At 69.3% G+C, this 13394-nt stretch carries 15 protein-coding genes; 9 read left to right on the top strand and 6 right to left on the bottom strand.

All coding sequences use genetic code 11. The features are described 5' to 3' along the window. Positions 1-45 precede the first annotated feature (45 nt). The gene (locus BMW26_RS13520) at positions 46-645 is read left to right on the top strand and encodes a DUF4916 domain-containing protein (RefSeq protein ID WP_053097566.1); all 600 of its coding nucleotides are present in this window, start codon (positions 46-48) and stop codon (positions 643-645) included. 24 nt (positions 646-669) lie between these two features. Here the strand turns inward: BMW26_RS13520 and BMW26_RS13515 are convergent, their stop codons facing one another. After that, entirely contained in the window at positions 670-1737 is a 1068-nt protein-coding gene (locus BMW26_RS13515) for a threonine aldolase family protein (RefSeq protein WP_053097565.1), read from the bottom strand. Between the two features lie 92 nt (positions 1738-1829). Here BMW26_RS13515 and BMW26_RS13510 point away from each other — a divergent pair, with 92 nt between their 5' ends. After that, positions 1830-3368 (top strand): MFS transporter, encoded by a 1539-nt coding sequence (locus BMW26_RS13510; RefSeq protein WP_072591711.1) that lies wholly within the window; start codon positions 1830-1832, stop codon positions 3366-3368. 51 nt (positions 3369-3419) lie between these two features. On the opposite strand, the gene BMW26_RS13505 is transcribed toward BMW26_RS13510, so the two are convergent. Then, a complete protein-coding gene (locus tag BMW26_RS13505; RefSeq protein WP_072591710.1) occupies positions 3420-4061 on the bottom strand; it encodes an SDR family NAD(P)-dependent oxidoreductase in 642 nt (213 codons plus the stop codon). A gap of 111 nt (positions 4062-4172) precedes the next feature. Then, positions 4173-5612, bottom strand: a complete 1440-nt coding sequence (locus BMW26_RS13500; protein ID WP_053097562.1) for a DUF6421 family protein — start codon at positions 5610-5612, stop codon at positions 4173-4175. A gap of 72 nt (positions 5613-5684) precedes the next feature. Between BMW26_RS13500 and BMW26_RS13495 the strand changes: the two genes are divergently transcribed. Continuing rightward, positions 5685-6149 carry an Lrp/AsnC family transcriptional regulator gene (locus tag BMW26_RS13495; RefSeq protein ID WP_053097561.1) on the top strand — a complete coding sequence of 155 codons (465 nt, stop codon included), beginning with the start codon at positions 5685-5687 and terminating at the stop codon, positions 6147-6149. A 16-nt stretch (positions 6150-6165) separates the two neighbouring features. Here BMW26_RS13495 and BMW26_RS13490 read toward each other — a convergent pair whose 3' ends face one another. Beyond that, on the bottom strand, positions 6166-7209 hold the full coding sequence (locus BMW26_RS13490) for an ArsR/SmtB family transcription factor (RefSeq protein ID WP_232224468.1): 1044 nt from the start codon (positions 7207-7209) through the stop codon (positions 6166-6168). 45 nt (positions 7210-7254) lie between these two features. Here BMW26_RS13490 and BMW26_RS13485 point away from each other — a divergent pair, with 45 nt between their 5' ends. From BMW26_RS13485 to BMW26_RS13470, 4 genes are read left to right on the top strand one after another with little or no spacing between them, the layout of a single operon-like run. Continuing rightward, complete coding sequence (locus BMW26_RS13485) at positions 7255-7617, top strand: cupin domain-containing protein (RefSeq protein WP_083569367.1); 363 nt, start codon at positions 7255-7257, stop codon at positions 7615-7617. Positions 7618-7640: 23 nt separating this feature from the next. Beyond that, positions 7641-7931: a DUF4287 domain-containing protein gene (locus tag BMW26_RS13480; RefSeq protein WP_053097560.1), complete on the top strand. Its 291-nt coding sequence runs from the start codon at positions 7641-7643 to the stop codon at positions 7929-7931. A gap of 56 nt (positions 7932-7987) precedes the next feature. After that, positions 7988-8632, top strand: a complete 645-nt coding sequence (locus BMW26_RS13475) for a dihydrofolate reductase family protein (protein WP_072591709.1) — start codon at positions 7988-7990, stop codon at positions 8630-8632. A gap of 45 nt (positions 8633-8677) precedes the next feature. After that, positions 8678-9655, top strand: coding sequence for a 1,4-dihydroxy-2-naphthoate polyprenyltransferase (locus BMW26_RS13470; protein WP_053097558.1), 978 nt, complete (start codon positions 8678-8680; stop codon positions 9653-9655). Positions 9656-9685: 30 nt separating this feature from the next. Here BMW26_RS13470 and BMW26_RS13465 read toward each other — a convergent pair whose 3' ends face one another. Continuing rightward, complete coding sequence (locus BMW26_RS13465) at positions 9686-9970, bottom strand: DUF4229 domain-containing protein (protein WP_053097557.1); 285 nt, start codon at positions 9968-9970, stop codon at positions 9686-9688. Between the two features lie 37 nt (positions 9971-10007). Continuing rightward, on the bottom strand, positions 10008-10901 hold the full coding sequence (locus BMW26_RS13460; RefSeq protein ID WP_056279657.1) for a hypothetical protein: 894 nt from the start codon (positions 10899-10901) through the stop codon (positions 10008-10010). Positions 10902-11054: 153 nt separating this feature from the next. Between BMW26_RS13460 and BMW26_RS13455 the strand changes: the two genes are divergently transcribed. Continuing rightward, the gene (locus BMW26_RS13455) at positions 11055-12035 is read left to right on the top strand and encodes a glycosyltransferase family 2 protein (RefSeq protein ID WP_072591708.1); all 981 of its coding nucleotides are present in this window, start codon (positions 11055-11057) and stop codon (positions 12033-12035) included. Next, positions 12032-13390 carry a polysialyltransferase family glycosyltransferase gene (locus tag BMW26_RS13450; RefSeq protein ID WP_072591707.1) on the top strand — a complete coding sequence of 453 codons (1359 nt, stop codon included), beginning with the start codon at positions 12032-12034 and terminating at the stop codon, positions 13388-13390. The genes BMW26_RS13455 and BMW26_RS13450 overlap by 4 nt, the downstream gene beginning before the upstream one ends. Positions 13391-13394: the final 4 nt, after the last annotated feature.

Below are 13394 nucleotides of genomic sequence, written 5' to 3'. Positions count from 1 at the left end.
CTCAAGTCGGTGTTCGCCGGAGGGCGCTGCTGGTAGAAAGGAGACATGGCCGTCCGCACACCTGATCCCGACCCCGAGCCCGACGACGGCATGGAGGGCTTCGGCGCCGCACAGCCCTCGCGTGACTCCAACCCGGGGTGGTTGAGCGACTTCGAGCTGGCGGAGGCGAGACGCCATCTGCCCATGCTCTACGTCGAGGCGATCCCGGTGAGGACCGATGGCTCCGGGCAGGTGACCGAGATCGGCATCCTGCTGCGTTCGACGCCCATGGGCGAGATGACGCGCACCATCGTCTCGGGCCGAGTGCGGTTCGGCGAGACGATCCGCGATGCGCTGTTCCGCCATGTCGAGAACGATCTGGGCCCGATGGCGTTCCCCCTGCTGCCGCCGCAGCCGCTGCCCTTCACGGTCGCCGAGTACTTCCCGATCCCGGGGGTCAGCGCCTACCATGATGACCGTCAGCATGCCGTCTCGCTCGCATTCGTGGTGCCGGTCACCGGCACGTGCGAGCCGCGCCAGGATGCACTCGAGGTCACGTGGTTCTCGCCCGAGGCCGCGGCATCGGACGCCGTCGCCGCCGAGATGGAGGGCGGGCGAGGCACCCTCATCCGCCTGGCGCTCGCGAACCTCGGTCTGCTGCGCTAGCCGCTCAGCTCAGTTCCGCTCAGCTCAGCGTGTCGTGAGGCGCGCGAGCTCTGCGACGAACTCGTCGACGTCGGACTCCTCGGTGTCGAAGCCGCACATCCACCGCACCTCGTTGCGCGCGGCATCCCAGTCGTAGAAGCGGAACTTCTCGCGCAGCTGGTCGGCGATGCCATCGGGCAGCTGCGCGAACACGCCGTTCGCCTGGGTCGGCTGCGTGAACGAGACGCCGGTGATCTCACCGGCCGCGATGCCGGCCTCGATCGCCCCGCGCAGCCGCTGCGCCATCGCGTTCGCGTGCTGGGCGTTGCGCAGCCACAGGTCTCCTTCGAGCAGCGCGATGAGCTGGGCGGAGACGAAGCGCATCTTCGACGACAGCTGCATGTTGAACTTGCGGGAGTACTGCAGTCCGTTCGATGCCTCGGGGTTCAGCACCACGATGGCCTCGCCGAGCATGGCGCCGTTCTTCGTGCCGCCGAAGCTGAGCACGTCGACGCCGGCGTCGCGGGTGAACGCGCGCAGCGGCACGTCGAGGGCTGCGGCCGCGTTCGAGATGCGCGCGCCGTCGAGGTGCAGGGTCATGCCGCGTTCGTGCGCGTGATCGGCGAGAGCCCGGATCTCGTCGACGGAGTAGAGGGTGCCGAGCTCGGTCGACTGCGTGATCGAGACCACGAGCGGCTGCGCGCGGTGCTCGTCGCCCCAGCCCCAGGCCTCGCGGTCGACGAGCTCGGGCGTGAGCTTGCCGTCGTCGGTCGGGACGGCGAGGATCTTGAATCCGCCGATCTTCTCGGGCGCTCCGCCCTCGTCGACGTTGATGTGCGCGGAGGATGCCGCGATGACGGCTCCCCAGCGGGGCAGCATCGACTGCAGGCCGGTGACGTTCGCACCCGTGCCGTTGAACACCGGGAACGCCTGGACGCCCTCGCCGAAGTGGGCGCGGAACACCTCTTGCAGACGTGCGGTGTAGGCGTCCTCGCCGTACGCGACCTGGTGGCCGCCGTTCGCCGCTGCGATGGCCGCGAGGACCTCGGGGTGGACGCCGGAATAGTTGTCGCTGGCGAAGCCCCGGACCGCGGGGTCATGCTGAATAGTCACCGCACAAGCCTACGGGCGGATGCCGAGCCCGGCGTCCCCCGGCCGGCATACCGCTCTAGCGAATGTCCGAGGCCCCGCCTACCCTCTAATTCATGGAGCGCAGCGCTGCGAAGACCGCCTTCGCGAACGTCCTCGTCAACACGCTCATCGCGAACGTGACGACGAGCTTTCTGTGGTTCGCGCTGACCTTTTGGGTCTACATCGAGACGCAGTCCGTGCTCGCGACCGGCGTCATCGGCGGCGCGTACATGCTGTTCATCGCCTTCTTCGCGATGATCTTCGGCACCATCGTCGATCGCAATCGCAAACACACGGTGATGCTGCTCTCGAGCGTCATCTCGGCGGTCGCCTTCCTGATCGCAGGCGTTCTCTACGTCTGGCAGCCGGAGGCGGCGCTGCTCGACCTCGGCGGTCCGTGGTTCTGGCTGTTCTCGGCGATCATCCTGTTCGGCGGGGTGATCGAGCAGCTCCGCAACATCGCGCTCTCGACGACCGTCACGCTGCTCATCCCCGAAGATCGACGGGCCAACGCCAACGGCCTGGTCGGCACGGTGCAGGGTCTGGCCTTCCTCGTGACCAGCGTCTTCTCCGGGCTGTCCATCGGCTTCCTGGGCATGGGGTGGACGCTCGCGATCGCGATCGGCGCGATGGTGCTGACCTTCGTGCACCTGCTCTTCATCCGCATCCCCGAGGGGGCGCCGCAGCCAGACCCCGATGCGAAGAGCGCCCTCGACTTCCGCGGCAGTGTGGCGGCGATCCGGCTGGCCCCCGGACTGTTCGCGCTGATCATCTTCTCGACGTTCAACAACCTCATCGGCGGCGTGTACATGGCGCTGATGGATCCGTACGGTCTCACGCTCTTCGACGCGCAGATGTGGGGCTTCGCGCTGGCGTTCGCGTCGACCGGGTTCCTGATCGGCGGCGGGCTCGTGGCGAAGTTCGGCCTCGGGGCGAAACCCATGCGCACCCTGCTGCTCGTCGTGATCGCGATGGGCATCCTGGGGTCGGTGTTCATGCTGCGCGAATGGTGGCCGCTCTACGTCGTCGGCATGTGGATCTACATGGCCCTCGTGCCGCCCGTCGAGGCGGCCGAGCAGACCATCATCCAGAAGGTCGTCCGCTATGACAGGCAGGGGCGTGTGTTCGGCGTCGCCGCGGCGATGGAGGCCGCAGCCGCTCCGATCACGGCATTCCTCATCGCGCCGATCGCGGAGTTCCTGATCATCCCGTACATGAGAACCCCCGAGGGGCAGCAGCAGTGGGAATGGCTGCTGGGTGAGGGTGAGGCTCGGGGCATCGCCCTGATCTGCCTGTTCGCGGGCATCATCATGGTGATCGCCGCGACGCTGGCCTTCTTCACGAAGTCGTATCGCAAGCTCACCGAGCTCTACGCGAACGCGCCGGAGCAGAATCCCGGCGACGGCGAACCCGACGGCGACGGCGACGGCGCACCGGACGACGCAGGCGAGAACACGGGCGGCGGCACGGGCACCGGCGCCGAGTGGAACGCGGACGCGGTGGCCGAGGGCCGAGCGGATTCCGCGGAGGACCGCAGCGTCGATGCGCGCGTCGCGGATGCTCCGCCGCCCCTCCGAGGGCTCCCTCCTGAGGTGCCGGAGGCGCGCCGCTAGCGGAACGGCGTCACCAGCCGAACGCGTCGGCAGCGGAACGGGCTGCGGCGTTCAGTCGAGCGTGATGATCCGGTCGTTGAGATCGGCGGCGTCCGCATCCCACAGTGTGAGCACCTGCGGCGCGAGTGAGTCCGGGTCCAGTGCCTTGGCGCGGAAGACGACCGATGCCGCGCGCAGGGGCTCGACGGCATCCCGCGCTGCCTTCGCGAAGCCCTGCGCCACCGCGCGCGTCCACGCCTCGCTCGCGGCCTTGACGGCGGCATAGTTCGCGCCTCCCGCCAGAGGGCGACCGACCGCTGTCGACGAGACGATCGCGAAGCGTCCGGCGTCAGAGGCCCGCAGCAGGGAGTCGAAGGCGCGGCTGGTGGCGCGCACCGCATCGAACGCGGGCATAAGCGCGTGCAGGTCGTCGTCGGTCTGTCCGGCGAGGCCCCCTCCGCCGCGCCAGCCGCCGACCAGCGGGATCACGGCGTCGATCGCCTGCAGGCGGGAAGCGAGTTCCGTCATCGACGCCAGCGAGGTCGCGTCGGCCACCTCGACCTGTGCGCCGAGTGCGTCGAGCGCGTGCAGCCGTTCTGAAGATCGGCCGGTGGCGACGACGCGCGCCCCGGCGTCGACGAGTGCTCGCGCCAGGGCGAGGCCAGACGGGCTGGTGGCTCCGGCGAGGAGGATCGTGCGGTCGGTGACGCTCATGTGCTCAACTCTCGTGAAGAAACAGTTCTGCGGCCACCCCGGGCAGGAATGGCCGCAGACGCTGCGTCCGGTCGCACCACACGATCGGACCCCAGAAATGCGCGATTCGAGTCAGTCGTCGGTGCCCCGGATGCCGACGGTCGACTCGATGACCGCCTTCATCTTCTTGTCGAGGGTCTCGAAGAACATCGACAGCGGGAACTCGTCGTCCATCACGGCATCCGTGTAACCCTTCGGCGCGCCGGCGAGGATCTCGTCCGACAACCCGCGGGCCCACTGCGATGCCGGGTGCGGCGTGAGCGTGCCGCGCACGAGGTCGTACGCGGCGAGCCAGTGCGCGACCTTCGGGCGGTCGATCGAGTGCCAGTACAGGTCGTCGATCGCGTCGCCCAGAGCCACGACGGCATCCGGCACGTTGTCCCAGTCGAAGGTGAGCGCCGTGTCGGTCCAGTGCAGCACGCCGCGCTGGTGCAGCCAGGCGAACAGCAGCTGTCCGCCGACGGCGTCGTAGTTGCGCGTGCGGGTGCCGGTGATCGAGAAGCGGAAGATCCGGTCGAAGATCACCGCGTACTGCACGAGGTGCGCGTAGTCGTGCATCTCCTGCTCGGTCTCGGTGAGCTCCTCACCCGCGGCGATGCGGGCCGCGAGGGTGCGCTCGATGTTCACCGACTCGCGGAACGCCGTCATGTCGCAGCGCATCTCCTCGAGCGAGTAGAGGAAGAACGGCATCCGCTGCTTGATCATGAACGGGTCGAAGGGCAGGTCGCCGCGCATGTGGGTGCGGTCGTGGATGATGTCCCACATGACGAAGGTCTTCTCAGCCACCTGCTGATCGTCGAGCATCGCGCTCGCGCGCTCAGGCAGGTCGAGGTTGGTGATCGCGGCAGCGGCGCGGGTGACCCGGCGGTAGCGTGCGGCCTCGCGGTCCTGGAAGATCGCGCCCCATGTGAACGAGGGGATCTCGCGCATCGCGACGGTCTCGGGGAACAGCACGGCCGAGTTGGTGTCGTAGCCGGGCGTGAAGTCGACCAGACGCAGCGAGACGAACAGCTTGTTGCCGTAGTCGCCGGCCTCGAGGGCGGCGATGAACTCGGGCCAGATCGTCTCGACGATCAGCGCCTCGACGAGTCGGTCGCTCGATCCGTTCTGCGTGTACATCGGGAAGACGACCAGGTGGCGGATGCCGTCGACGCGGTGCTGCTGCGGCTGGAACGCCAGGAGCGAGTCGAGGAAGTCCGGCACGCCGAAGCCCTCCGAGACCCAGCGGTCGAAGTCGACGACGGAGGCGGCGAGGTACTCGGCGTCGTGCGGGAAGGCGGGAGCGAGTGCGCGGATGCCGGCGGTGATCGCGGCGACGAGGTCGCGCGCCGCGGCGTGGTGCGCGGCATCCGGGATCGATCCGTCCTTGATCTGCATCTCGCGGATCGCGATCGCGGCGTCCTTGAGCTGAGCCCAGGCGACGCTCTGCTCGGCGATCGATGCGTCCTCGACGACCTCGGGTTCGCCGACGATGGCCTGAACAGCGGTGCTGTGGGCAGAAATGATGGACATCGGGACCTCCGATCGGAGAGTTTGACGGAAAGATTCCGGCATATACGGAATCCTGACGATAATATTACATCTATGGATGACTCTGTCGACCGCGCGATCCTGGCCGAGATCTCACGAGACGGCCGTGCGACACTGTCCCAGTTGTCCGATGCTGTCGGCCTCTCCGTGTCGGCCGTGCAGTCACGTCTGCGTCGCCTCGAGACGCGCGGGATCATCACCGGCTACCGCGCGATCCTCGACCCCGAACTCGTCGGCACGCCCCTGTCCGCCTTCATCGAGATCACGCCGCTCGACCCGGCGCAGCCCGACAACGCCCCCGAGCTTCTCGAACACCTCGACGCGATCGAGGCGTGCCACTCGATCGCGGGAGACGCCAGCTACATGCTGTTCGTGCGGGTCGCCTCGCCCCGCGCGCTGGAAGAGCTCGTGCGCGACATCCGGCTGGCCGCGAACGTGAGCACCCGCACCACGGTCGTGCTGCAGACCTACTACGAGCACCGGCCGATCATCTCGGTCGCGCCGGACGCATCCGCATAGCGCGGACGCGCGGTGCTCACAGGGCGGCGCCGACCATTGCCTCGCCGAGGGGCGTGCGCAGATGCAGCATCCTCGCGCCGTCGCGCTCGCTCGAGATCAGTCCTGCGTCGCGCAGCACGGTGAGGTGGTGGGATGCGGTCGACACCGCGATTCCCGCGTCCTGAGCGACCTGCGAGGTCGTGCGGGACGTGCCGGCTCCCAGGAGGATGCCGGCGCGAGCGGGGCCGAGGAGGGCGCCCAGCGCCCCGGAGATCTCGGCGGCGTCCCTCGACCAGCCGGCGGTCACCCCGCGCGCCGGGTAGAACAGCGTGGGTTGCGCCGGCGGCTCGGTGAGCACCATGCACCCCCATGTCGACATCACCGACGGAACGAGCACCAGCCCGCTCCCGTGGCAGTCGACGACCTCGCTGTGGCGGCGCAGCGAGACGCGCACGGCCCCGTCGCCCCAGGTCACCTTCGGGTGGAGGCCCCCGGCCATCTCTCTGATCCCCGACGTGGCGATCACTCGCGATCGGACCGCGATGTCGGCTCGCAGCAGCCGATCCAGCTGCGGCCAGACCGGCGCCAGTGCGGCATCCCACATCTCCGACCAGGCGTCTGCGATCATCGCCCGCGCTCGTTCGGGCTGCTGCTGCATGTCGCGCAGTGCGCGTCGGCGAGCGCCGGTCGAGCGGATGACCATCTTGCCGAGGTCGACGCGCAGTGGATCGAGGGGTGCGCTGCGCAGCGCCGACAGCTCGGTCTCCGGTGTCATGTCCCATGCGGGGGCGGTCGTGAAGAAGTCGGGAAGATAGCCGTCATCGCCGACGACGACGGCGAGCAGGCGGAAGCTCTCGCGAGGCAGCCGATCGCGCACGGCGCGCAGCCATCCCCACTGCAGGGGATGCTGGGCCGGCCGCAGCAGCACGCGCACGGCGTGGGCGAGCTCATGCCCGGGGGATATGCCGAATCGCACCGCCTGGATGTCTCCGGGGCTCAGAAGGAACTCCACGCGGTGGTCGGGATGCTCGACGCCCTCTCGTGGCGTGTCGGCACCTGCGACGACAGAGTTTCGATACACATCGAAACTCTAGGTCGTTCATCACGGCCTGTCGAGACTGGGCTCATGAACACCATGTCATCTGCTCTCGCAGCCGTCGCCGCAGCGGACATCCGCATCGGAACCGGGAACAGCCGACGCTTCGTCGGCGCGGATCACGGTGCGGCCATCTCCTACTTCTACGTCGAGAATCAGCCCGGCGACGGGCCCGGGCTGCACTGGCATCCCTACCCCGAGACGTGGGTGGTGCTCGAAGGCACGGCGCGCATCACGGTGGGCGCGGACACGATCGTCGCCTCCGCCGGTGACACGGCCACGGGCCCGGCCTTCGTGCCACACTCCTTCACGAACATCGGTCGCGGAACGCTGCGCCTCATCGGCATCCATGCGTCCGCCACGATCATCCAGACCTTCCTCTCCGAGGACTGACCCACGACACACCAGGAGCACTCATGTCCTTCCAGGCATACCTCGACAAGGTCGAGACGCAGACCGGCCTCACCCCGCGGCAGTTCATCGAACTGGCGAAGGAGCAGGGCTTCGACGAGACGACCAAGTCCACCGTCGTCCTCAACTGGCTCAAGCAGGACTACGGCCTCGGGCACGGGCATGCCCAGGCGATGGTCCACGTGATACTCAAGGGGCCGAAGATCAGCGACAAGCACGTCGGCAAGGGCGGCGCGCACGGCGATGCGTCCGACACGCTCTGGCTCGACGGCAAGGACACCAACCCCGACGGCTGATCCCGCCCGCCACCGCACGACCGAGAACACCCAGAACACCGCACCGAGGAGCCCGTATGGCAGTCCGCGTCGATCTCAACGTCTCTCTCGACGGATTCGCGACGACCACCGACCAATCACCCGAGAATCCGTTCGGCGAGGACTGGTCGCGTCTGGTCGCGGCGTACACCGCGACGCGGACGTTCCGCAGCCGCGTGCTCGGCGACACGTCGGGTGCCGGCACGACCGGCGTCGACGAGAGATACGCCCAGGAGTACTTCGAGGGCGTCGGCGCCGAGATCATGGGTGCCGGGATGTTCGGTCTGCACCAGAACCCCGATGACACCGAGTGGCGCGGATGGTGGGGCGACGAGCCGCCGTTCGAGGTGCCGGTCTTCGTGCTCACGCATGCACGGCGCGAGCCGATCGAGTTCGCCAACGGGACCGTCTTCCACTTCCTCGAGACGACCCCGGAGGAGGCGCTCGCCCGGGCTGCCGCGGTGGCCGGCGACCGGGACGTGCGCGTCGGCGGCGGCATCGACGTCGTGCGGCAGTTCCTGCGCAGGGGCCTGGTCGACCGGCTGCACCTTGCGGTCAACCCGCTCGTGATCGGCAGCGGGCAGCGCATCTGGGACGGACTGCGCGGCATCGAGAACGACTACGAGCTGCGTTCCGAGGTGGCCGAGAGCGGTGTCATCCATCTGAACTTCCGCCGAGACTGAGGCGCGGAGGGGGCGTCCATCGACGCCCCCAGTAGGATTCCCTGCGTGGCAGCATCCTCGAAGCGCAAGAAGAATCAGCCCCGTGTGAGCGGCAATCCCGCGAAGCGGGCGAGCGGCAATCCGGCGACCCAGACCGCCATCGACGCCGGGCCCGTCACAGTCCGCGACTGGATCGGCGCCGCACGGCTGCGCACTCTGCCGCTCGCCGTCGCCCCCGTCGTCATCGGCACCGGCGCCGCACGCAGCACCGGTCCGGAGTTCCACTGGGTGATCGCGCTCGCGTGCCTCGCGGTCGCCGTGCTGCTGCAGGTCGGCGTCAACTTCGCGAACGACTACAGCGACGGCATCCGGGGCACCGATGCCGTGCGCGTCGGCCCGGCCCGCCTGACGGCATCCGGTCGGGTGAAGCCCCGCACCGTGCTCGTCGCCGCGTTGGTCTTCTTCGCACTCGCTGCGGCGGTCGGGGTCGCGATCGTGGTCCGCACCGAGCAGTGGTGGATGCTGGCCATCGGCGCCGCGTGCATCATCGCCGCGTGGTTCTACACCGGCGGCAAGAGGCCCTACGGGTACAACGCTCTCGGCGAGGTGTTCGTCTTCATCTTCTTCGGCCTCGTCGCGACGCTCGGCACGACGTGGGTGCAGGCGTTCGAACTGCCCCAGCAGGCGTGGCTCGGGGCGATCGCGGCGGGCCTCTTCGCCTGCGCCGTGCTCCTCGCCAACAACCTGCGCGACATCGATCAGGATCGCCTGGTCGGCAAGCGCACGCTGACGGTGCTGATCGGCAAGCGCGCGACCCAGGTGCTCTTCACGCTGTTCGTGATCGTGCCCTTCGGCATCCTCGCGTTCATCGCGCTGCTGTACCCGATCGCGTGGATCGGGCTGCTCGCGCTGCTCGCCGGGCTCCCGGCCATCCTGATCGTCTGGACCTATCGTCAGGCGAAGGAGCTCGTCACGGCCCTGGCGCTGACATCGCTGACCGCACTGCTCTATGCCGGTGCGTTCTTCTGGGCCCTCGCCGGCTGAGCCGCCGATCGAACCGGCTGGCGCTGTGCGTCAGGCCCTCTCGGCGCCGTCGATCGCGTCGTCTTCGACGTCGGCGTCCTTCTGCGCGGCGGAGCTCTTGCCTTCGCGGCGCTCGACGATCCGGGCCGAGGCGTCGGTGAGCGGCCGGCGCAGGAACAGCATCGAGATGCTCACGCCGATGAGCGCGGCGAAGATCGCGGCGAGCCACCAGTACTCGCGGAAGATCGGGAAGAAGAACCACATGATCGCCAGCGGCACGAGGAAGGCCAGCAGACGCAGCACGGTGTAGACGAGGAAAGGTGCACGGTTCTTCACCTGCCCAGTCTACGTTCGCGACCTGAGGGGTCAGCTGTCAGCCGTCGATGCCCAGCGTCCGGAACGGGATGCCGCGCACGACGCGCTTCCACGGGTGCTCGCCGAGCGACCACAGCAGCTTCTCGTCGAGGTCGAGCGCGAGGTCCTCGCAGCCGACGGGCAGCGGCACCCGGTCGCGTGCCAGCGAATCGCGGTTCCCCGTCCACAGGACGCCGGGTCGCATGTGATCCGACTGCGAGACGAAGTGCCGGTCACCCCAGCGGACGGCGCCCTGCATGTGCGTGATGCCTGGCGAGAAACGGCTGATCTCGCGGAACTCGTCGCCATCGCCGTCCGGCACGGAGAACTCGCCGATGCGTCCCTCGTCGTCGCGGGTGTACTCGCCGATGAGCACCCTCCGCAGGGGCACTCCCTCGTCGTCGTAGACGCGGCCGAGGTACGAGCAGCGGAGGTCGAGCGGGTGCACGCGGGTGCGCACCGCGACGAGCGCGGTGGCCCGCAGACCGCGTCCCCGCGCGCCGGCGAGGCGTCGCGCCTCCGGGCCGCGGACGCGCCGGATGTCGGCGAGGTCGAACTCCCAGATGCCACGGCCGGTGGCTGCGACGAACAGGCGGTCGTCGAACCACGCGAGTCCGCCGGCGTGGATCCGGGCGGGCTGGAGCTCGCCGTCCTCGTCGATCGCGAGCAGCACGTCGAGATGTCGGGAGCGCTCGAGGTCGACGAACGCGACCCGCGATGCCAGATGGTGTCCGTCGAGCTGCTGCCGGAACCAGCTCACGGCGAGAGTCCGACGGCCCTGCCACAGGCCCAGGTCGATGCCCTGCGGGTACCAGCGGCGGGTCCAGGTGCGGGCGCTCAGCCACCGCAGGTCGACCGTGCTGCGGCGCTTCTGCCGCACCGGGCGCCACGTCGTTCCGAACGGCCAGAGCATGCTCCCATCGTCGCCGATCCCCGGGCGCGGTGCGAATCCGGCATCGCCACGCCGGGGTCGACCGAGATCACGTCACCGCGCGTTCACCCGCAGGCCGCCGACCGGCAAGGAGCGCCTGAGAGCATTCCGACACCGTCGACCCGGGGGAGTTCTGTGCGCACACCGCTCGTGACCGTCATCCTGCCCGCCAAGGACGCAGGCGCCTACATCGGCACGACGCTCGAGACGCTGACACGGCAGTTCGACGATCCCGCCGCGCTCAAGCTGGTGGCGATCGACGACGGCTCCCGTGATGACACCGGCATGCTCATGCGACGTTACGCCGAGCGCTTCCCGCACGCCGAGGTCATCGTCAACGCCCGGCCGAAGGGGCTTGCGAGCGCCCGCAATCAGGGGCTCGAGCGGGTCGACGGCGACGCATTCTGCTTTCTCGACGGCGACGACTGGATGCAGCCGGGGCGGCTCTCGGTGCTGGTGCGCCGACTGCATGAGCTGCGCTGCGACATGCTCCGCACCGATCACGTCACGGTGAAGGACGGCGTGCGCACCCTGGTGCCGGCGCCTCACCCGTGGCGCGAGGCGGTCGGCTCTCCGCGCGACGCGATCCTGCCCGAGAACGAGCCGACCATGGTCGACTATCCGTTCGCGTGGGCCGGCGTCCTGCACCGTCGCCTGATCGACGAGGGAATCGCGGGGTTCACACCCGGCCTGTTCACCGCCGAGGATCGTCCGTGGATCTGGCGTCTGCATCTGCAGGCCCGGTCGTTCGCGGTGGTCGACGCTCCTGCCCTGCTCTACCGCCGGGGGGTGTCGACATCGCTGACCCAGGTGCGCGATCGCCGCCAACTGGACTTCGTGCGGGCGATGGGCGAGGTGCTCGACATCGTCGAGGCGGATGCCGAGGCCGACCGCTTCCTCCCGAAGGCGGTGTGGAGCGTGATGGCCCTCTCGTCCCGGCACCTGGTGCGATCGAGGCGGATGACGCCGTCGCTGCGCGCCGAGATGCGCGCCGGCCTCCGCGGGCTGCTGGCCCGCCTGCCCCAGAGTGAGACGACGGCCGTGCTGTCGCGCCTCGACGGACCGCGTCGCCGAGTGCTCGCCCCGCTGCTGCGTGCGGTCGGACGTGCGGCATGACCCAGCTCTTCGCGGTGCACAGCGCCTATGGGCTCGCCACCGTCGCCGCCGCGCTCGACGGCGGGTTGCTCGGCGAGCATGGCGAGCGCGTGCTCGTGCCGTTCGTGTCCTCGCGGGTGCCCGAGACGTCCGTGGGCATCGTCGCCGACCCGGCGCTCGCGAGCCTCCGCGACCGGTTCGACCGGATCGAGGATCTCGACGCGCTGCTCGGTCCGCTGCATCCGAGCTCCTGGAAGCCGGATGCCGCCGACCTGCCGCTGCTGCGGCGACTGCTGACGAGGGCATGGGGGATCGACCCCGGCGACCTCGAACTGCTCGTGCAGAGCCCGCAGGTCGCCCCGGCGCGCGTCCTGATGCAGATCTTCCCTCATGCGCGTCTCACGATCATCGGCGACGGGCTCATGACGTACTCGCCGATGCGGGTGCGGATGCCGCACACGATCACCGCTCGGATCGGCCGCGTCGTGCACGTCGACGTGGTGCCGGGGGTCACACCGCTGGTGGGTTCGCCCGTCGCGACGCCGGTGCCGGTCTCACCCGATCTGTTCCGGGCGGTGCTCGCCGAGACCGCCGAGGCGGTCGACGACACGGCGGAGCTCGAGAGCGCGCTCGACGGAGAGCCGACAGTGCTCGTTCTCGGCCAGTACCTGTCCGCCCTCGGCCTGGTCGGCGAGCGCGAGGAGATCGCGCTGCAGAAGGAGATGATCGATCGTGCGGCCGGCCGGCGACCACAGCACATCGTCTTCAAGCCGCACCCGTCGGCGCCGCCTCGGCTCAGCGACGCGCTGCGCGACCGAGCAGCGGTCCACGGCGTCGACTTCCGCGACTACCGCGGCGCGCTCGCCGCAGAGGCGCTGGCGGAGCGGGTCGATGCCAGGGCCGTCATCGCCGGGTTCTCGACGGCGCTGCCGACCGTCCAGGCCCTGTTCGGTCGAGAGATCGAGGCGGTGGGCACCGACACCGTGCTCGCACGTCTGACCCCGTACGAGAACAGCAACCGGGTGCCTGCGACGATCGTGGACGCGCTGACCAGGCCGGACTCCCCGTATCGCGATCCGGCGCGCATGCAGCTCCTGATCGACGCGGTCGGCTACGTCATGCAGCCCGTCGTCGCCGCACACCTCCGCGAGCGTGCCGAGCAGCTGCTCTCCGGCATCCGCCCGTCCGATCGCGATCGCTACTTCGCGCCCGAGAGGCTGATCGAACTGCGGTTGCCCGGGGCCCCGCGCGAGACGGCGATCCGTCGCGTGCTGCGCCCGGTGGGCGGCATCGGTCGAGTCGAGCAGGTGCGGCTCACCGTGCTCGCCGCGCGGCGCAGACTCTCGCGTGCCTGGCGCGTGCTCAGAGGGCGATGACGGA

Source organism: Microbacterium sp. 1.5R (assembly GCF_001889265.1).
In the GTDB taxonomy this organism is placed as follows: Bacteria; Actinomycetota; Actinomycetes; order Actinomycetales; family Microbacteriaceae; genus Microbacterium.
This window is presented reverse-complemented; position numbering and strand designations above follow the sequence as displayed.